Source organism: Roseburia sp. MSJ-14, from assembly GCF_018918225.1.
Classification (GTDB): Bacteria; Bacillota; Clostridia; order Lachnospirales; family Lachnospiraceae; genus Petralouisia.
Genome location: NZ_JAHLQD010000020.1, coordinates 60,856 through 81,575 on the forward strand (window position 1 = coordinate 60,856; position 20,720 = coordinate 81,575).

The 20,720-nt window shown below is 38.0% G+C and carries 20 protein-coding genes; 2 read left to right on the forward strand and 18 right to left on the reverse strand.

Annotation, left to right across the window (positions count from 1 at the left end; translation table 11 throughout):
- Positions 1-47: 47 nt before the first annotated feature.
- The 6 genes from KQI83_RS08775 to KQI83_RS08800 all read right to left on the reverse strand — a co-directional run bounded on the left by KQI83_RS08775 (position 48) and on the right by KQI83_RS08800 (position 3,425).
- Positions 48-344 carry a hypothetical protein gene (locus KQI83_RS08775; protein WP_216556747.1) on the reverse strand — a complete coding sequence of 99 codons (297 nt, stop codon included), beginning with the start codon at positions 342-344 and terminating at the stop codon, positions 48-50.
- A gap of 23 nt (positions 345-367) precedes the next feature.
- Complete coding sequence (locus KQI83_RS08780) at positions 368-883, reverse strand: helix-turn-helix domain-containing protein (protein WP_216556749.1); 516 nt, start codon at positions 881-883, stop codon at positions 368-370.
- A 43-nt stretch (positions 884-926) separates the two neighbouring features.
- On the reverse strand, positions 927-1,562 hold the full coding sequence (locus KQI83_RS08785) for an ATPase, T2SS/T4P/T4SS family (RefSeq protein WP_216556751.1): 636 nt from the start codon (positions 1,560-1,562) through the stop codon (positions 927-929).
- On the reverse strand, positions 1,522-2,544 hold the full coding sequence (locus tag KQI83_RS08790; protein ID WP_216556753.1) for a hypothetical protein: 1,023 nt from the start codon (positions 2,542-2,544) through the stop codon (positions 1,522-1,524). The genes KQI83_RS08785 and KQI83_RS08790 overlap by 41 nt, the downstream gene beginning before the upstream one ends.
- Positions 2,541-3,038 carry an A24 family peptidase gene (locus KQI83_RS08795; RefSeq protein ID WP_330622342.1) on the reverse strand — a complete coding sequence of 166 codons (498 nt, stop codon included), beginning with the start codon at positions 3,036-3,038 and terminating at the stop codon, positions 2,541-2,543. Before KQI83_RS08795 ends, KQI83_RS08790 begins: the two co-directional genes overlap by 4 nt.
- 114 nt (positions 3,039-3,152) lie before the next feature.
- Positions 3,153-3,425, reverse strand: coding sequence for a pro-sigmaK processing inhibitor BofA family protein (locus KQI83_RS08800; RefSeq protein WP_216556757.1), 273 nt, complete (start codon positions 3,423-3,425; stop codon positions 3,153-3,155).
- A 141-nt stretch (positions 3,426-3,566) separates the two neighbouring features.
- Here KQI83_RS08800 and KQI83_RS08805 point away from each other — a divergent pair, with 141 nt between their 5' ends.
- A complete protein-coding gene (locus KQI83_RS08805; RefSeq protein ID WP_253295560.1) occupies positions 3,567-3,827 on the forward strand; it encodes a DUF2508 family protein in 261 nt (86 codons plus the stop codon).
- Positions 3,828-3,899: 72 nt separating this feature from the next.
- Here KQI83_RS08805 and KQI83_RS08810 read toward each other — a convergent pair whose 3' ends face one another.
- From KQI83_RS08810 to KQI83_RS08840, 7 genes are all read right to left on the reverse strand, one after another.
- Positions 3,900-4,376 carry a flagellar export chaperone FliS gene (locus tag KQI83_RS08810; protein ID WP_216556759.1) on the reverse strand — a complete coding sequence of 159 codons (477 nt, stop codon included), beginning with the start codon at positions 4,374-4,376 and terminating at the stop codon, positions 3,900-3,902.
- Between the two features lie 12 nt (positions 4,377-4,388).
- A complete protein-coding gene (locus tag KQI83_RS08815) occupies positions 4,389-5,837 on the reverse strand; it encodes a flagellin N-terminal helical domain-containing protein (RefSeq protein ID WP_216556761.1) in 1,449 nt (482 codons plus the stop codon).
- 87 nt (positions 5,838-5,924) lie between these two features.
- On the reverse strand, positions 5,925-9,074 hold the full coding sequence (locus KQI83_RS08820; RefSeq protein ID WP_216556763.1) for a DUF6240 domain-containing protein: 3,150 nt from the start codon (positions 9,072-9,074) through the stop codon (positions 5,925-5,927).
- Between the two features lie 85 nt (positions 9,075-9,159).
- Positions 9,160-11,682 (reverse strand): hypothetical protein, encoded by a 2,523-nt coding sequence (locus KQI83_RS08825; RefSeq protein WP_216556765.1) that lies wholly within the window; start codon positions 11,680-11,682, stop codon positions 9,160-9,162.
- Between the two features lies 1 nt (position 11,683).
- A complete protein-coding gene (locus tag KQI83_RS08830) occupies positions 11,684-12,829 on the reverse strand; it encodes a class I SAM-dependent methyltransferase (RefSeq protein WP_216556767.1) in 1,146 nt (381 codons plus the stop codon).
- A gap of 75 nt (positions 12,830-12,904) precedes the next feature.
- On the reverse strand, positions 12,905-13,447 hold the full coding sequence (locus tag KQI83_RS08835; RefSeq protein WP_330622338.1) for a hypothetical protein: 543 nt from the start codon (positions 13,445-13,447) through the stop codon (positions 12,905-12,907).
- Between the two features lie 60 nt (positions 13,448-13,507).
- Positions 13,508-14,809: a patatin-like phospholipase family protein gene (locus tag KQI83_RS08840; RefSeq protein ID WP_216556769.1), complete on the reverse strand. Its 1,302-nt coding sequence runs from the start codon at positions 14,807-14,809 to the stop codon at positions 13,508-13,510.
- A 97-nt stretch (positions 14,810-14,906) separates the two neighbouring features.
- On the opposite strand from KQI83_RS08840, the gene KQI83_RS08845 reads away from it, so the two are divergent.
- Positions 14,907-15,695 (forward strand): sirohydrochlorin cobaltochelatase, encoded by a 789-nt coding sequence (locus KQI83_RS08845; protein ID WP_216556771.1) that lies wholly within the window; start codon positions 14,907-14,909, stop codon positions 15,693-15,695.
- 67 nt (positions 15,696-15,762) lie between these two features.
- On the opposite strand, the gene KQI83_RS08850 is transcribed toward KQI83_RS08845, so the two are convergent.
- From KQI83_RS08850 to gnpA, 5 genes are all read right to left on the reverse strand, one after another.
- Positions 15,763-15,906: a hypothetical protein gene (locus tag KQI83_RS08850; protein WP_216556773.1), complete on the reverse strand. Its 144-nt coding sequence runs from the start codon at positions 15,904-15,906 to the stop codon at positions 15,763-15,765.
- A gap of 144 nt (positions 15,907-16,050) precedes the next feature.
- Complete coding sequence (locus KQI83_RS08855) at positions 16,051-16,854, reverse strand: class I SAM-dependent methyltransferase (RefSeq protein ID WP_253295561.1); 804 nt, start codon at positions 16,852-16,854, stop codon at positions 16,051-16,053.
- 70 nt (positions 16,855-16,924) lie between these two features.
- Positions 16,925-17,521, reverse strand: a complete 597-nt coding sequence (locus KQI83_RS08860; protein ID WP_253295562.1) for a TetR/AcrR family transcriptional regulator — start codon at positions 17,519-17,521, stop codon at positions 16,925-16,927.
- Positions 17,522-17,585: 64 nt separating this feature from the next.
- On the reverse strand, positions 17,586-18,158 hold the full coding sequence (locus tag KQI83_RS08865; RefSeq protein ID WP_216556775.1) for a hypothetical protein: 573 nt from the start codon (positions 18,156-18,158) through the stop codon (positions 17,586-17,588).
- A 186-nt stretch (positions 18,159-18,344) separates the two neighbouring features.
- Positions 18,345-20,507, reverse strand: a complete 2,163-nt coding sequence (gnpA, locus tag KQI83_RS08870) for a 1,3-beta-galactosyl-N-acetylhexosamine phosphorylase (protein ID WP_216556777.1) — start codon at positions 20,505-20,507, stop codon at positions 18,345-18,347.
- Between the last annotated feature and the right edge of the window lie 213 nt (positions 20,508-20,720).

Here is a 20,720-nt window from a genome sequence, read left to right on the forward strand (position 1 = left end):
ACTTTTATTTTATCACGAAAGAATTACAGTCACAATGTAAAGTCTGCTTATGCCTTATTGTACTTTCCCATACCGCTTAGCACATAAGAGTCATGCGACTTAATAAGATTTACAGCTTGATAGATATTGTATGCAAACCCATGTTTATGATAATAACTGATATACTTTGAATGTTTATGATAAATAATAATAGGTTTATTATCTATAAATGGCATAGGCTTACTTAAAATCCAATAATGCTTAGTATTTTTAGACTTTATTTCAATATAATTATCTGTTACTTGAATAATGTCATAATAGCCACTTCTTAAAATATTACGTTCCCCTTTAGTTATATTCTTCATAATATGAATACCTTCCTAATACCTTATATATTTAGTTCTTCAAAAATCTTTTTATACTTCTCATAACTTTTTATCGACAATTTGTGCATTCTTTTCAATGAATGTCTCAATGTCGTATATTCAATATTATATTTTTCAGCAAACTCTTTACTAGATAGACCAGTTTTTTCTATAGCTGTAGCCAGTTTCATATCATAATCACTATCTATAAATAACATGTAATCATCAGCTATATCTTCATATTTGATACCTATGGCATCACAAACAGCTTTATAATTTGACACAGATGTATAATAGTCTTTACATGCATTTTCATACTTCTTTAAATAACTAGTTCCATTCTGCATACCTATTTTCTTTGCCACCTCATTTGCTGTAATATTGTTTTTGAGTCTATAATATCTTATCCTACCTTGCCATGTATCTAGCTGAAGTTCTTTCAAATATTGCTTTAATGTAATGCCATTAAGAATTCCACAATCCCAACTTGGCTCAAAAACAATAGGACTATATAAATTCAGCAGACTTTTATAGGTCAAACTTATTTCGGTTTCGATGGAATCTAATGATATACTGCGTTGACTAATGTGGGGGCGTTTTTCCGGAACCTGTTCCGCCCGAAATAAAAATGTTATGGCCTGCCTTTACCAGTTGTTCTAATAACTTTGCACACTCTGAACTAATACTTTCTTTTTCTATCATTGCTTTCATATCCATTGGCGACTTTGGAAACTTTCGTATCGTTACTGCCGGTCCATCAATGGCTATGGGAGATAGTACTACATTTACTCTGGAACCATCCGGCAACCTTGTATCTGCAATTGGCTGTGCTGTGTTAATGACACGATTATGCCGCCCTACCATTTGCTGTATAATATCTTCTAATTTTTCTACGGAAGAAAAATGCTGTTTCCACAGGTACATCGCTCCGTCTTTTTCATAAAAGATCTTTCCTGCGCCATTTACCATAATCTCTGTGATATCTTCTTCCTCTAAAAGCTCTTGCAACACATCTAACCGCCGCAGGGAATGAAATACACCCTTTCTTAACTTTTGTCGCTGTTCTAAAGATAACAGATGTTCTTTGCTGTAACGAATTATCTCTGTATCAATTACTTCTAACAAACGCTCTTCATCGTTTTCCTGGGTAATATCTAACTGTATCAGTACCCGCTTTTTAATCTCTTCTACCTGTTCCTGCCAACAACTCTCTGACATAGTCTCCCTGTCCTCCCCACATCCACTGCTGCATTACACATCCCGGTGTAATTTTTTGTCTATTCCATTCCGGCAATGATAATTTTACTATTTTTTCTTCTACAGAATTGATATTTGACCGACCGGCCATTTTTTGAAAGTCTTTATAGATTCCATGTGAAAACACATTTTGCTCTTGTGGTAAATATATAGTTCTGCACTTTTCTAACACAGAAAAAAATCCTGAAAACATGGTTCCTATATCCAACACAATCACATCATATTCTTCTTGCTGTTCCAACATTTCTAAAAAGCTCAGATAATCCGACTCCTTTAATTCTGAAAGTAAGATTCCATCCTGCACCGGCGGAAGATATGACAACTTCCCTAATTGATACGTAAATCTTCCAAGATTCATTTTTTCTCCGGTTTGCAAATTCTTAGAAAAATACATTACATCCAACAAATCTTGTTCATAATCCTCTTGAAGCCAGTATGTTAATCCACTGCATTCCTTCAAATTCACATACAAAGTCCTTTCTGTTTCTGCCAAAATTGTTGCCATGGTAAGTGCTAACGGTGTCTGCCAGATATTTTGTTCCGGCGAATACCATCCTATTATCTGCGCCCGTTTTCCTGCTCCCACAAACTTTTCTTTATGATATGCCTCATAAAATTCATATATCTTGCGTATAACCCCTGATGCCGGCTGATACTTTTCAATAACAGGAAGTGCTTCTGGCTCCTCCCCTTCTTCCCACAAATGTATCCACAGAATATTCTCATTCTGCCCGATTTCTTCCTGAATCCACGCTTCCTGTATGAATGCTTTTCCCAGCAAAACAATTTCAAATTTTTGCTTAGAAAATTGCTCCCGAAACGCCTCTAATGCAGAAAAAAATCCACCTGAAAATTTTTCTCCCTGTTCTATAAACAGATATGTGCCGATACTTTCCCCATAGGATTGATTTGCATCACATACCGCTACAGACAATGTACTCAATAAACCACCTCACATGCGATAAAAAATCCAATTAATATTGCAACTGAAAAATGAATGATATTTTGTTTTCCTTTTGATTCTCTGGGATATTTTGTGATTTTTCCTGTCACCATTACCTGATGTAGATACTCTCCACAGACACGCAAACGCGCAAAAAGATTTTTTTGACAAATAAGTTTCCACAATGACAATACGGCTGCCACAAAAAATGCCGCTCCCATTGTAATAAATGCTATTTTTAAATTCCATATACCACTAATAACGGAAAACAACTTGATGTCGCCTGCCCCTAAGGCACGCATAAGAAATAAAAGATATAATAAGATAATCGGTACTGATACTTGAACTATGAAGGTCACAATTCCTTTGACTTGATATTGCCATACCTGAAAAAGTAATCCTATTAAAAGTCCGCATAGAATCAGCCAATTACTGATTCGCCAGGTTCTAAAATCCATCCACACTGCAATCCCCAGCACAAACAGTGTAACAATAACGCTTACATTTCCAACCTATCACCTCTCCTCATTATTGGTAATTTGCATTATATCCTAAGCATTTTTTCTTGTAAAGGGAAATCATGCATTTTTTCCATTTTTGTAAAATAGTTACAAAATTTTATAGAGCATAATCCCATATAACAACACAAACCCGCTGATACCAAGGGTTCCGATTGTCAAAGCACTGACTGGATTTATTCCAACCGCTATGGCAATCCCTTGGGTTTCCAGCATCTGATTTACAACGCTAATACCTACCACCCCCACTGCCGCGCGACTCAAAAAAACCGCTGCCACCTTCGCCTTTTTCTTCATCATTCCCATAAGAAGTACCACCAGACAAATTCCGGCAATTGCTATCATTCCGTATTCTTGCTCCATTTCCTGTTTTCCTGCTATCTTCTTTTTCTAAAATATATACATTTTGGAAAAATTTATGACTTTTTGTATAGACTTCCCATTTTCTGCTTATACTTTATAAAAGAAACTTTTAAGCGCTATTATGAAAGGAATGGGATTCATATGTTTCAGAGTTCGAAAAAGCAGTTATCTGATACCACTGCTTACACTCTACTTTTAGATGACCTGGAAAAAGCCAGATATGATTTGGCACTTGCTTATGATGATTTTCAAAATGCCATGGACCCGGATATGATAGACTGTTGCATTTATCAGGTAAATGCCTTGCAGATGCGATATAAATTTTTACTTACCCGGGTGAAACAGCTTAATCCCGAAAATTGTAATTCTACGGAAGAAAATTTTTCTCTGCAAAAAGCTTGACTTTGCGATGTTATATGAAAAATGGAGTTATACATTACTGATATCAGAATGTAATAACTCCATTTTTATTTTTTATGCTAAGAACCCTCTGCTACTCTCTGAACCTTGAAGGGTTTCTGTCAATGTTCCCTTTTGATAGGTCATCCCTGCAACTACCTGTTGTGTATGCTGCATTAATGGTTCTGATGTATCGTGTTGTGCCGCTTCCCAGAATCCATCATATAGATTCTTCAAAACCTTCTTAGCATCTATAATATTTTGTTCCGTATTTTTTACAATAGCAAGTGCCAATAATTCATTTATAAAACGATAAAGTGCATGAAGATCCTTTGATACCGGATAGGTAAAATCCAATGTTCCCATCAATCTTCGTACTACCTGCTGAGCCTTATGCACAGAATCCTTAAATCCTTCATAATTTCCTACTTTCTGTGCTTCCTGTGCCTCTTCCAGATAGGAAAACAGGATATCGTAAATAATAATAATCATTTCCCCACGATTACAGCAACTAAGCCTTCGGGTAAACTCCTGTTTCTTTTCATCCTTCATACTTTAAGCCCCCTACTGTAATAACTGGAGTACCTGCTGTGGAATATCATTTGCCTGCGCAAGTACAGAGGTTGCTGCCTGAGATAATACATTATATTTTGTATATTCAGACATTTCTTCTGCCATATCCACATCTTCAATACGGGAAAGAGCCGCTGTCATATTCTCTTCTGTTCCTTCCAGACTATTTACAGCAGAATCCAAACGATTCTGGTATGCACCGATTCTAGAACGTGCTTCACTTACCTTACCAATTGCATTATCAAAACTTGTAATTGCTCTTCCGGCACCATTTACGGTTCTTACATCTACTTGATCAATGTAAAGGCTCTTAGAAGAAATTTCCGGAATACGCACATCCATTGTCTGATTTTCATTTGCTCCAATCTGAAGTGTCATTGTTCCGATATCTGTAACTTCCAGTGATACATCTCCGGCTACGTCTGGCATTACTTCAAAGTTCATTTCAAATCCGCTTCGATCTGTTACTTTTACATGTGTTCCTTCTGTTGTCATAGTTGCCTGTGTGGTAAATCCATTATCACCTGCTGCAAATGACACATCTGCATCTGCACCATGTTCTGTATAACCATTGGCCGGAATTCCAAGGTATGCTGCTAATGCTGTATTTTCACAACTTATATTTAATTCTGCTGCTGAACCATATTGTTTGGAAACAAATACCAATGTTCCACCTGCTGCTACATCTGTTGGTACATATCCTGCATTTTCAGCTGTTCCGCCTGTTGCCGTAGTATCTGCCACTACCAAAAGATTTACATTTCCGGTTTCTGCTCCGGCACGAAGTTTCTCGTATACCTGTGTAAAAGTATCACCTTCATTAATTTCTACTTCTACACCGTTGATTACAACTTTACCTTCCTGAGCTGCTGTTACTGTTGTAGTAGCTGCCGCAGTATTTCCTTCACCTACCGCATGTTCTGCCGGTGCATTTACTGTAATACTATAAACACCTTTTTCCACATTATCCGAAATATCAATTCGTTCAATTCCTCTTACATTTGGATATACTCTGGTATCCTGTGTTCCGTCTAACAGATTCATGGTATTATATTCTGTATCCTTGGAAACACGGTCTATTTCATCTGTAAGAGATGTGATTTCTGCCTGAATGGCTTTTAAATCTGTTTCTGTGTTGGTCTCATTTGCTGCCTGTACAGATAATTCACGCATTCTTTGTAACATGCTTGCTACTTCGTTTAATGCACCATCAGCAGTATCCAATACGGATACACCATCTGATGCATTTCTGGATGCCTGATTCAATCCTTTAATCTGCGCATTCATTTTGCTTGCGATTGCCATTCCAGCCGCATCATCGGATGCATGATTAATACGCAATCCGGAAGACAAACGCTCTAAAGAAGAAGTCAATCCATTCTCCGTTCTTAATAATTGTTTATTGGCAATAACTGCCGACATATTGTGATTAATTTTCATATTGTGCACCTCTCTTATGGTTTGTATATCGGCGTCCCTGCCTGAAATATTAAGCCGTTTCTTCCTTGTTTCGGCAATTAAGTTCCTTTACTCTTCTATTCCCAGTTGTTTTACTGCACCAATAAATTCTTTTGCCATACCATACAGCACCTTGGTCTGTACCTGATATTCTTCTTCCGGCTGGTCACTAATATCCCCATAGGTTCGATTATCCAGAGAAAACTGTGTTAAATCCAAGTTATCACTTTGAATCAAATCCAAGTTTGGATATAAGGTTCCTTCCATACTGAGTTTTTCAGATAACTGTTCTTGCTGTTCTTTCAGATTTTCTATGGTATCTTCAGAATCCGAAGCAATATAACCCTTTACCTTTTCCCCCTGCACCTGAAATCTTGCTACTACTTTTCCAAGTTTCGGTGAGTCAAAGATAACATCTAATCTTCCTCGCTTTTCTGTTCCCCGTACAATCTTTAACTGTATATTGGTATATTCGTCTGCTACAAGAACGGGGATTGCATAATTTTCTTCTTTTGCCATTTTATTTCCCAGTTCAATTTCCTGACGCATAATCTTTAAGTCTCGAATATCGAAGCTTTGTACATCTGTAGCCTGTGCCATTGTTTTCATTACGTTTTCCGCTACATCTGCAAGTTTTTTCTGTGCCTTTGCCATATCTTCCGGTGTCTTTACCGCTTCTGCAAAGTCCTCTAAAATCCCCTGCTTTACTTCTTCTAAATCAATATCGCTTTCTTCCTCGTTGCTATGTTCAAACAAGGTCTTAAACATACCGTTTCGATTATGAAGCATCTGGTTTGCCGCCAATACGTTATACGCCGTTACCGGCATATCATATCCGGTCAATAATTTTAATACTTGTTCTTCTGCACCTCTTGCCTGCGCAAATTCCTGTAACTGCTGTTGATAGTATGCTTCCTCTGACTTCTGATCTACTTGTGCATTTTTCAGTTGCCACAGCAATTCTTCCGGCGTCATTTCGTCTACTGTACCCTGTTGCTGTGCCTGTTCCATACCTTCCGGTGTCATTCTTGCAAATGCTTCCTTGGCACAATCGGTCTGATATGCTGCCTCTATCTGCTGTGAAATACTTAAATCCGGTGTCTTTACCGTTTCTGTTGCTCCAAAATTATCGTCTACCGATGTATTCACGCCATGGCTTCGATTGGTTCTTACCGCAGTAAGCAGATTCTTCATGCTAAGCTCTGCTCCCTGATTTAATACTGCTCCTATTACTGCTCCATCTGTTTTATCAATCTGATTTAACAATCGGTAAATTCCAATGTAACTATCCCTTTCTTCCGGAGTAATCTCATTTTTTTGCTCCATTTTCCAAAGATACTTACTGAATTTTTCTTCTCCACCTGCATCTATTTGATTTTTAATTTCTTCTGCCTTTGCATTTAACTGACTAATATCCATTTCCAATGGATTTACACCTTCACGAATCATTTCCATTACTACGGTTGGAGAAAGATTTTGGAATAATACCTGTACCTTCTGGTCCGCCGCTTTCATTTGCGTAATGGAATCTGCTGTAATGTCTAACTGATTATATGCCAGTATTCTTACTGCCCTTTGATTTGCCTCTGTTGTTTCCATTCCAAGATCTTTTAAAATATCATCTACATTTTGGAATGCTTTTTGAATAGAGTCTCCCATATCTGCCCTTGGAGCAGTCATCAGGGTTTCATATGCTTCACCGGCCTTTTGGAATTCATTTTTTAATTGTGTTCCTGCTTCATGCAATGTATTAACCGTATGGTTTTCTACATTATCTGTTCCTAATACATAAGCCGGTACACTTTTTAATTCTTCCGCTTTTCCTACTGTTTCTGCTAAAAGTTCTGTATTTTCCTTGGTCGGTTCAATTCCATTATTACTTAGCAGATTTTTATAATAATCATTTTCTAAATCTTTTAACTGCTCTACCAAGTCTTCCAATGGCTTTGTTTCTATGCTGATTCCTTTTTTCAGCAAAGCATAGTTTGCTTCTGTTGTCATCATCAGACGAATTTCTTCTAACTGGCGGCGAGCCGTAATATATTTTATATCTTCCTGTGCATATGCCGGAACTTCTGCACTCTGCGTCTCTTTTCTACTATCTGTCTCATCACCACTTTGTGCGGCTGTATTACTGTTATGGGCTGCCGCAAGATTTTCTACCGTTACTTGCTGTCCCTTTTCTACCACGGTCCATATATCTGCATCCGTAACGTTTTCTACGATATCGGCAGTCTGCTCTGCCCGGTCTTCTAAGCTGTATCCCTCTACCACTACTGCATCTTTTGGACGATTTCCCTCTGAAATAGCTGTCATCATTGCGTCCATAACAGTTGCTGCATCCACCGGGAACTCCATTTCAAATAAATCTGCCGCATACTTAAGATTTTCTGCCGTCAACGGAATATTGTTATCCAGCATCCACTGGCTATAACCTAATGTGGTATCGTTTACTTCCAGTCCTGCTTCTTTTACTACCTGTTCAATCTGCTTTTGAAAATTTTCATCTACTACGCTTTCTTGGTCTGCACCTGTTTTTGCAGTCTGCTGCATCGGTACTGTTGCAGATGCAGTTGTACTGTGCTGTGCTTTATACAAATTTTCTACAGTCGGAGAAAGTTCATTTTCTACCATATACTTTACAGTCTGTTCGTTACAATCGGTTAGGTCTGCTGCCTGCTTCAAAGTCTCCTGACAATCTGAAATGTTTTCCTCAGTAGCCGGTAAATCTGCCGCAGTAATGGTCTGTTCCATCTGGTATGCCATTCCTGTACTTCCTAACATTTCTGCCAACTGATCCATGCTTAAATCATCACCAAAAATGCTGATATCTACACCGGCTTTGGCAAGCTGCATTTTTATCTTATCCATTTCTGTTACTACCGTTTTTACTTCGGTACTGTTTAACGGAGAACCATCTTCATCCATTTTCGCACAATCATCTGCTGATGCGGTATTGGTCACCGTTTCCATACGTTTTTTATAGAGTTTTACCTCCATATTCTCTGCATCCTGACGAATTTTGTCCAATTCGGACTCTGAATCTCCAGCAAAAAAGGGCTTGTCTACGGTCGTCTGCTGTACAGACCGCACCTCACCAGTTGTCTTATCAATCTGCTGAGTTGTGGTCTGCTGCGTCTGAACGGAAACACTCCCTTTTATTTCTACACTACTATTTGATTTGGTAATTTCTATTAAATTACTGTTATCTACTCTCATGTTCCGCACTCCATTATCCTCTATACTCATCGTTACGTTATTTCATAACTACTATTTCGGTAATAAGTGCAAAAAACTTTAGAGGCTACTTCAGATACCCCAGGAAAACATTTCCTGCTGCCTCGAACATGGCATTACTATCCTGAAGCCCCATTTTATAGGTTGTATTACTATCCGGATTATATAGAATGGTATTATGTTCGTCATATCCCACGATTAACATTGCCTCATTATTTACAACTGCATATACAGGTGTTTTCAGGTTTACATAATATAGTACCTGTTCTACATTACAACCTGTCAAATCAATGACTTTATCATCACTTAATGATTCCGTCAATATCTGTTTTGGTGTCTCTCCCTGGGTCAAAAGCCCTTCCACATCCATACTGATACCTTCGGTCTGAAGAATTGCTGTCAAACACCTTGCCGTAGCGTTTGTACCTGTCTGACTTTCGTCTATCGTTACGTCTCCTACTACAGCCTGTGACGTTTTTCTTCCTCTTCGCCAAATATATTTTTGCTTATCTCCAATCACTACACCCATGCTGCTATCTGCTGTAGTTACCGCTTCTGCCACAAATGGGGTAGCTTTTACAATTTTTCCGGCACTATATACATAATAAATTTCCTGTTTCGCATCTGTATTTAGCGTTACACTTCGATCTTCTTTAACCAAAATTTCCTTTGGCACTACAATCTGGGGTGCTTCTGTCAATTCTTCTCTATCTCCCGCAAAGGTAAATTCAACAATTGTCTGCTTTTGTTCTAATTGCGAGGTGTCCACGGTAATATTTCGTTCTGCCTCTAACTGTTGATTTTTAATAGTATCCTGCTCTGCCGGGATTGCACCTGCACCATTTTGATATACACGATTCAGATATATGGTCTCATCCTCTACATAGGCCTTTGTTATATAATAACCGTCCTTGGCATAATCTTTTACAACTTCTCCCTTTTCATCCAATATCTGAACGCGGCACATTGGGAACTGGGTATTTCCTGCACTATCCACTACAACATCTCCCTGTCTTGCCGCTCCGTATATAAAGTCATTCTGGACAAATCCTATCGGTTGCAGATATTCGCCCTCACCCGCTTGAACCTCACGGATTTCTTCTCCTTCTAAATCCATAACTTTAATCGTTGTTGCATTATAAAGGGTATCTGAATCCTGCCATGCAATATATCGTCCTGTTTCAGATACTGCATAGCGTCCTCCTTCTAAATGATCCAGCACTTTTTTACTCTCTCTGGTATACAGATTGATGCTATAAAGACTGTCACCGGCTAACAGATAAAATACATTTCCGTCACTAACGTAGAAAATGTCTCCCCATTCTGCCTTTAACATCTCATAGGACTTATCCGATGGAATAAATAATTCTTCCTCTATGGTATTTCCCACTCCATCATAATGATAAACTGCAATTCCGGTATTTCCTTCGTGATTTCCTCGATTCATATAACCATACACTACAAAATCCATACTTCCGGTTTCGTCTATCTTAATAATTTTTATATCATGCTGTGGATTATTTTCTCTGTCATCAATTCCTTCTGCACCACGGAAACTATATACTTTGGAAAGACGATTGTCATCACTGCTGTAACTCCATAATTCCCCTTCCTGCACGAAGGCTATGACACTTCCTTTTTCATTTGCCTTATATTCCACATCTTTGGAACGAATTCCAAGGGAAATTCCATTTGCAGTAACCCTGTCACTTTCTCCCCGGAAAATCTCATTCATTGTTCGCTCATAATTCAACAGGTACATTCGATTATTTCCATAACGTACCCGGTAATACTCTTCTACATTATAATACTCCACTTCTCCGTTTTCACCGGCAGCCATTAGTACATAATTCAGCACAATGGTATTATAGGATGTTCCGATTTCCTTAATAGATGGTATCGGTTTTTCCACACGTTCTCCGGTAAAGTCTGCCCATGACACCTGGTTCAAACTAGAATGAATGGTTACTTTTTGAAGGGAAGTATTATCTTCCTGTGTGTTGGGTTCTAAGTAAGTTGCAAGACTATTTGCCTGCTGCTTATCAAAGGTTTTTTCGTGAAAATCTAAGACAAAATCTACTGCCTCTTGTACATGATATCCACTTTCCCGAATAATTCTGGTATAATAGTAAACTTCTTTTCCATCACACTGTAATGTGAGAATCAACATATACTCTTTGTCTTCTTCTAATATATTTTCAAACTGAAGCTTCTCGCTCACTACTCCGTCTTTTTGTGAAAAACTTTCGATTTTATCTTCCTGAATCAACCGTTCCATGTCAATAGTACGCACCTGATAGGAAATAGCTTCTACCTGACTCTGATACGTTTTTATATCAATTGGTAATGTTAAATCTTCCCCCAATGGTGCAATGGCATCTCTGACTCCTGTACCGTCCATTTCCTTGGTATATCCGTACAGTTCATCGATTTTGGTTCCGTTTTCTTCTAATGATATTACCGGCAAGGTCGGCTCCGACATTTTCGTAGTAAGATCTATGTTATTTTGGTGAGTTAAAATACTGGTTATCACCATTGTTACAATAAAAACTGTAACTAGTACAATTCCTTTTATCACACCCTTACGCATGCTATTCGTCCTTTCCATTCTGCAAAATTTCTAGTGTAGGAGACACGTCAAAAAATTCCATTACCTTTCGATAGGCTGCTGCATCTTTTTTCCCGCCCTTTTTCACTCCACGAATCAATATATTCTTCGGAGTATGTTCCATATCAATAAATTCTAATATCTGCACCTGATAACCCTTGCTTTCTAATATTTCTGCACGCAAGGCATCCGTAAGTAATGCCGCCATTCGCTCCTTTATCAGACCATACTTTAACACTGGTTGTAATAGCTCATTTTGCATCTGTTTATTCAACTCATGCTGGCAACAAGGTACAGACAAAATCACCTTTGCTCCCCATTTCACAGCCTTGTCCAAGGCATAATCCGTAGCTGTATCACAAGCATGCAAAGTAACTACCATGTCTACCGCATCTACACCTTCATACTGTGCAATGTCACCTACAAAAAAACGAAGCCCATCATATCCGTATTTTTCTGCCAGTTCATTGCAATGCGCAATCACATCTGCCTTCAAATCCAGCCCGATAATCCGTACCGGGTATCCCTTTAATTCTTTTAAATAATGATACATTGCAAAAGTCAGATAAGACTTCCCGCATCCAAAGTCCAGAATCGTAACTTCACGGTCTTTTGGCAACTCCGGTAAAATATCTTCGATAAATTCCAGAAAACGATTAATTTGACGAAACTTATCATACTTGGCATGTACGATTTTTCCTTCTTTGGTCTGCACACCCAAATCTACCAGAAATTCGACTTTTTTCTCCGGTTCTAAAATATACTTCTTTTTCCGATTGTGAGACAAATCTATCTGCTTTGCACAGGTACAGTCCTTTTTTTCCTTTATGGTTACTTTTCCCTTTTTGCTAATAAGAACCGTAGCCTGTCCACACTGCGCCATAACTTCTAACTGGCGATACAGTTCCATCCACTGTAATACCTGTTCTACTGCTTCTTCTTTGGTTAAGTTCTTATGATAAACCTTTTTCTCCTTATATTCGCTTGCCTGAAATACCAGTTCATCCTTCACCAGAACCGGTCGAAGGTGGATTTTTCCAGCATTCTCCCGGTTCCTTGGATTACTGATAATCATCTGTACAAGGCTCTGATTTAGATATTTATATAAAAGTTCTTGTAATTCTTCCATTTGAAACCTTTCTATATTTAATGGTTTTTCCTGTTTCTTCTATCAGTTGAAAAGTATATCACAATCATGGGGATTTTACCACCATCTGCGGCAACGTTTATGGCGACATCTGCGCTGATGCATTTCATTAAACAACAAAACCTGTATCAAATCTTCCAATCCTCTGTCTCTCGGTGGACGCATCCCCGGTCTGTGTGGTGGTCTTCCCGGTCTTTGCAGGTTTATTTTCTGACCTCGTTCTTCTACCATACTTCCCTCTAGCGGAAGCTCCTCTGCCTGCATCGTCTCTTCATATTGCTCACTTTCAAAATCCCGAATATTCATGCTTTTTCCGGAAACTGCATCATAAATTCGGTCTGTAATCTGACGTAACATCAGTTGATCCGGTGTCTCATCAAACATGAGACTGCCATCATACTCCATTTTGTCACATTCATCTTCTACCAGTTCCTGAATCTCACGAACCTCCTTTGGATACATATCCTTTAGCTTCTGCATATCTCTGGCATACTCTAATTCTTCCATATAAACGGTCTGAATTGGATATGCCATATAAAAAGGCATTTTATTGTGACTCGCGTCCCACGCTCCATATAAAGATTCCTGTTTATAATCCACAACGATTCTCCCATTTTTTCTATCTCTATACTATATGCGCATGCCCTTTTTCTGTCACTCCTAATCCACTGCCAGCAAAAATAGTGCCGCTGCCAATTCATAAGGTAAAAAGGTTAATAGTCCCAATTGTTCTGTTAAATCTATTTTTCCTGCTTTATATCCGTAATAGATACAACCTGTAATATAATCACTGTTTTCTCTTATTTTTAACTCTGCCAGTCTGGAAGTGATTTCCATTCCCGGCCTTCCATCAAATACATCAATATCAGGATATGCTTCTTTTTCTTCTAGTTTTTCCAAAACTTCCCCAATAAATTCTTTTAGATGCCACACCTTATTTTGTTGAATGTTAAAAATTTCACCACAGATTTCTGCTGCTCCGGTAAAATAATCTTCTCTGGTATACGCATTTTCTGTTTTTCGGATATGATCTTCTATATTTCCGCAAAGTTTTTTACTGTCTCCCGGCTTTACAAAACGACTGAATGTCCCTTCGGTAAGATAGGATTCCGTTCTTGCCACACGACCTACAAAGTTCTGTATTATCTCCTGATACTCTGTATAATCTTCTCCGTAAAACTGATACTGTTTTCCCATCATACAGCCAAATTCTTTCATTGCATCATAATATCCAAGCTGAATATTATCATCAATAATCTGACGTTCAAAGTTCAACATCGTTCCCAGCGAACGACTTGGTTTTATATAGGTTACATATGGTTTGTTTACATAATTAGGATGACTTGGATTGGTATGTAAATCAATTGCAATGACCTCATCTGCTCCCATTTTTAACGCCAAATCTATTGGTAAATTATCATAATAACAGCCATCTAAATATGTTTCTCCATCAATTTTATGCATTGGAAATACCGGAAAAATAGAAGCAGATGCCATAATAAAGTCCTTCAATTTTCCCTGTGGGATTTCTTCCTTAGTAAGTTCTAATGACCTTAAATTGCTTACCTGAACGGTTACTAATCCAAAATCAATATCTGATTGACGCACTTTTTCCTCATCAATCATTCCATCTATAAATTCTATAAAAGGAGAAATATCTGCTCCTTTATTTTTCACATATTTTTTCAAAAAAGGACGGATTTGCTCCCTTTGATTATACATGCCTTCTATGGTGGTAGTAAGATTAACTCCATCCTTCATAACATCTTCCATGCGGATATTTCCCCAAAGTTCACAGGCTTTTTCATAATCTCTCGTAGTCATCAATGCCCCAATAATCGAACCTATGGATGTTCCCGTTACAATCTGATAATCAATATCTAATTCCTTGAGTGCCTGCCATACTCCCAACTCATAGGCTCCCTTCGTTCCTCCTCCGCAAAGTGCGATAGCTCTTCTCAATTCATCCACCTCCCATTTTTTTGAGTATATCATATTTGACGTGTCTTTGTCACTCTGCTATACTTGTGCTGATATCAACAAAGAGGCAGGTAATCATATGAATCAACAAAAAGCAATCCTTTTGGTAAGCTTTGGTACAAGCTATATAGAAAGTAAAGAAAAAACAATAGACAAAATGGCAACCGATGTTATGAATGCTTTCCCTGACTATGCCATTTATCAGGCATGGACCAGCAAAGTAATTATTCATATTTTACAGAAACGTGACCATATTCACATTCCTACTATTGAGGAAGCAATGACACAGATTTGGGCAGATGGAATTACAGACTTAATCGTACAACCTACTCACTTAATTAACGGATTAGAAAACGATGCCATGAAAGAAACTATTTTATCTATGGCTTCAGAGGAATTGACGGTTCGCTTTGGCACCCCTCTTCTTACCTCTACCGAAGATAACCACCTGGTATTAGATGCGGTAATGAAAGAGTTTGCAGACATTCCGCAAGAAGACGCATTAGTATTTATGGGACATGGTACAACACATTATGTAAACTCCGTTTATGCTGCTTTAGATTATACTTTAAAGGATATGGGATATACACACGCTTTTATGGGAACCGTAGAGGCTTATCCTGACTTAGATGTATTGATTCGTCAGGTAGGTCGTGTTCATCCAAAACGTGTCCACTTGGCACCGTTTTTATTGGTTGCCGGAGACCATGCTAATAATGATATGGCAGGCGATAAGGAGGACTCCTGGAAATCACGGTTTGAAGCTGCCGGATATGAAGTTGTCTGTCATATTAAGGGATTAGGAGAATACGAAAGCATACGAAAAATATATTTAGAACATTTAAAAAATGCGGAAGCTGAAACATAATATATGCACACAAAATACAGCCCAAAGCCATCCTTTTTCTCTTGGCTTTGGGCTGCACTTCTATTTCTTACTTGTCTTCCTCAATTCCCCATTTTTCTTTCATGTAATTCTTACCGTATCCGCTTCCAATGCTACTGCCAACCTTGCGCCAAAAAATCGCATATACTACCGCAATCACACTTAGCAATATGCCACTCACTAAAAGTTCCATACTCACTCCACCTTTCTACCTGTACGGTTGTTTTGTGCTCTCCCTTTATAATTTCTATTTTACCCTTTTATAACGTTCTGTCAACGAAATCTTGCGTAATTTATAACTATTAGATTTTTCACTTTTCTTCTCTTCTTTAACGTTTCATATTTTTTCCATTACAAGAATTTTATTTGATATATTTCGAATAAATGGAATCTTTCCTATCACTTTATAGACTGGGCTAAATACCTTCATTCCTTCTACCAGACTGACATCTTTTTTATTAGTAAACTGTGGTATAAGTTTTTGAAACTCACTGCCATTTTTTACTCCCCAAGTAAACTTTGCCTGACTTCCTTCAATGGATTTTTCTGTAACATGACGTACCACAAACGGAGACATCGTCTCTACAAACACGGTTGCTTTATGAAATTTTTTATTGATAATGTCAAATATTTGTTTTACCTCTGTTTCGCTTAGATACATGGTAAGGCCTTCAATTATAACTAATACCGGCTCTCCCTTATATTCAATTTCACTTATATAGGAGGCATCCATGGCGGACTTTGCTATCTGATAAACAGACCCGTTTTCCTCTAAAAATCGTTTTCGAATATTAATTGTCTCTGGTAAATCAATATTGTACCACCGTGAAAATTTTCCCTGCATTCGATAACACCTTGTATCCATACCACATGCAATATTTACCACAATTGCATCTGGAAATTTATTCAGAAATTCTCCAACCATTTTATCCAACACGATTGTTCTTGCAATAACTCCAGAGCTCATTGTTCCATCTTTATCTGCCTTAGAAAAATCATATTCTAACTGAGATACAATCTCAACCGCCTTAGGATCATAAATATAATGTTCTTTTTTCTGAGATTCCTTCGCCCTTGCATACAATGTCTGAAGCATTGTTTCCGGCACTCCCTTTACTGTAACTTTTTCTTTTTCCTCCATGTTGTTCTCCTTCCTTTTCATCATAACACTTGTCACTTTTTGTTATGTTATATAAAAAAGAGCTCCATAGCTAATTGCTATGAAACTCTTTTAAATTCTGTAATAATTTTTCGGTTCCACCATTGGCATAAATACCAATTTTCTCCGCTAAATACAAACTATATTCCATGTCATAATTTCCTTTAATAATCTCCAGACAACTATCCAGCCTGATTTTTGCCAGTATTTTTATTAAATCTTCATTTGGTGGTGCTTCCAACCTGCTCTTATAATATACCTGAAAAGACCGTTCCATCATTCTTTCTACATTTCTTCGATAACTCTCGTAACAACTTCCCTGTGCCTTTTCCATAATAATAATGGTTTCCTTTTTATGCGCTAATATGAACTGCATCATAAGCACATCCAGCCTGGCACCCTTCTCAGGCTCTTTCAGCTCTATTTTCATGTATTTTTCTAACAGTTCCTCGTATTGTACAATAAGTGGTTCCAGAATGGCTCGAAATAAAGCTTCCTTGCTTTCAAAAGAAAAATACATCGCCCCGGTGGTAACTCCGGCTGCCTTGCAGATGGTTCTAAGGCTTGCTTTGGTATATCCCTTTTCCAAAAACTCCTCCACTGCCGCCTGCTTTATCTTTTCTACTGTCTTTTCTTTATTTTTCATCATAACACCTGTTATGTTAGTATATTTTTACTCATTTGTCAATGATTCTTATCCTGGTTATTCTAAGTTACATGTTTGACTCTTTCGAATATTTTTCAAAATACATTTCTGCCTGTTCCTGATTTAAATGAAATCGTTTTTGAAGCTTTTCCAAAATACGTTTTGGTGGGATTTTCTCTTCCAGATTGTCTAAAATAAAAATCTGAATTCCCTCTACACGACCTTCTTTTCGACCTTCCTTTCGACCTTCTTTTCGACCTTCTTCTAACCCCTGTTTACGTCCCTCCTCTCGACCTTCTTTTGAATACACCTGCCGCATAGATTCTTTTATTAACTGCATTTCCCGTTCTTCATCATATTCGAAAATACTCATTTGAATCGCCTCCGCTTTATACTTGAGCAGGAACTCCTGCAAAATTCCCTGTTTGATACACTCATTGACTGCCCGTTCTACAGCCACATCAATACTCATTGTGGCTGCATATTCCCGCACCTTTGTTACATAGAGCATATATTCTCGTAATGTTTCACACTTTTCCAATAATTCTTTATTTTTCCCTAAATTGATATTTAACATTAATACTTTTAACTCTAACTCCGGTTCGGATATTTTCTTTTCAAATTTTTCTGTTTTGTTCATATATTGTCCTCCTTCTTATATCGCAGGAGGCTTCTACAGAATCTCCTGCTTTGTTGTTTTACACGAATAAAAGCACGGATTTTCTGAATAAAGAATCTTTAGAAAAGTAGATGGCAATTTGCCTGGAATCTTAGAAAAAATATGCTTTGCACATATTTTAACATGATATCCCTCTTTTCACAATCATTAAATTTTTATTTGGTACCACCGTATCTCATTTGCTGCCATTTCTAATTCAAAGCTGCTTCCATCTCCCTTATAAATTGTGGTTTTCTGAGGTTCATAAGTGTTATTTACTACACAGTACTTTCCATTTTTAATATACGCATGCACTTCTACGTTATAGTTTGTACTAAACCATTTGTAGAGATTTTCTTCCTCATGGCTGCTCCAAAGAACTGCTCGATACAACAGTCTGCTATTTTCAAAGCTATAAGGAAGTCCACTGATATACACAGCTCGACCTTTTCCAAAGTCATTTACCGCCAATTGCACCTCTTTTTCCTCCTGCACCAAAATTGTAGTTCCTTCCAGTGCATAAATATTTTTCTGCCCTTCTCCAAAGTCAATTCTGCCTTTGCAATCTTCCGTAATAAAGTGTGCATGATTTTTCCAATTATACTTATCATATCCCAGGGTAAATCCACGTTCTTCCTCTACTCCAAACACATTTGCCAACTGAAAATAACGACCATTTGCCTGATGGGCACTTGGTTCTCCTACCCCAATGATTCCTCCACCTCGATATACAAATTCCTTTATGGCAGTAACAATCTGTGGGTCACACCAGTACTCTCCTCCGGTGTGCGCCGTATCCGCACCGCCGATGTTTAAGATAACATCTATATCCTTTAATAAATTCGGATTTGCTTTTATATCCTCAAAACTTATAAATGTTACATCAAACGGTGCCCCAGATAACGCTTCTATAACACCTGCATAAGAATAATTTTGTTTCTGATAGAGGGCATGGTGAACCATGTGTGCACCCCATGCACGCATTTTCCCCCAGCAGTTCAAAACAGCGACTCGTTTTACACAATATGGTGTACATCCTTTTACATTCTCGTATAACTCCCGAAACTCATCACACACGGATTCTACATATTCCACAAACTCGGGAAATTCGATTGCCAGTTTTAAATATCCGCCATATCCAATGCGGTCTACCGTTTTTCTTAAAATGGCTCGTCTGGCTGTTACCCAATTTATTTTTGCCTCTTTTACCGGGTCGCCTCCTTCATAAAATGTATCCGGGAAAAAGTATGGCAGTAAACGCCCTTCCGTATATTTCACCCCTTCAATATCACTAATAAGTCGAAGTGTAGAACCATTTCCCACACTTCCTACCACAGCATCTAGTCCAATGTTCGAGAACTCTTCCATGAATGGCTCTGTTCCAATCCAATGATCTCCTAAGAACATCATGGCCTCCTTACCGTATTCATGGGTAATGTCCACCATTTCCTTAGCAATTTTCGCTACTTCTCTTCGCTGGAATGCCTGAAAATCCCCATATTCCTTGGAGGGAATCCGATACTGTCCGTTATAGTATCCCTGATCGATGATATATTCCGGGCGAAATGGATACCCTACCTCTTTTTCAAATTGTTCTAAGATATAAGGACTGACAGATGCAGAATATCCATACCAATCCACATATTTTTCTCTTGCAAGCTCATCGAACACCAAGGTAAATTGATGAAAAAATGTGGTAAAACGAAGTACATTTACATAAGGATGATTCTCTATAAACTTTCGCAACCGCTTCATAGTAAATGCATGGGTCTTTGGTTGACGTACATCAAAGGTAATCTGATGTTCTACCTCTGTCCAATTATTGGTAACGGCATTATACATATGCACCGGGTCCCATATAATATAAGCAAGAAAACTTACCGTATAATCGTGAAATGGCTGTGTTTTTATGGTGACATTCCCGGTTGTCTCCTCATAACTCCATTCCGTTACAGGTACTACCTGCCCTGTGGTCCGATCTAGCACTTCCCACCAACGAGTAATATCATCTCTGCTATTTGGTTTTAACATATCCGGATACAGCCCTTTCATCAGTTGTACTACAAGGCTAGTGTCTTTCGCCGTATAAAACGGTGTCATCAAATACATCTGCTGCACCTCATCCGGATTTGCCTTTGCCCATTCATTATCTTTTCTTGTCGTATAGTAAGTAGAATATATCTTAGCATCTACCTCTTGTAATTCCTTCGGAAAATCTGTTCCATCGCAATCTCTCACTGCATCCGCTCCCCAGCGTTTCATCATTTCCAGTGTTTGTGGTATTACATCCACATCTGTTGGTATGGTTACGCGTCCCTTTGTTTTTCCCATAGTAATCTCCTCCTATATCCCTTCTCTGAAATATTTTTACAGTTGTTTTCTACCTTCAGCATATGGAAAAAAACGTTCTTTTTCAACTTATATCTTGCGCTGTTTTTTAGATATGTTGCTATTTCATTCTTTTCCTGCTAAAATATTAATATCATTGGATTATAAGAAACTTAGATACTTACGATGAACTCGTCATAACTGACATCACTTGGA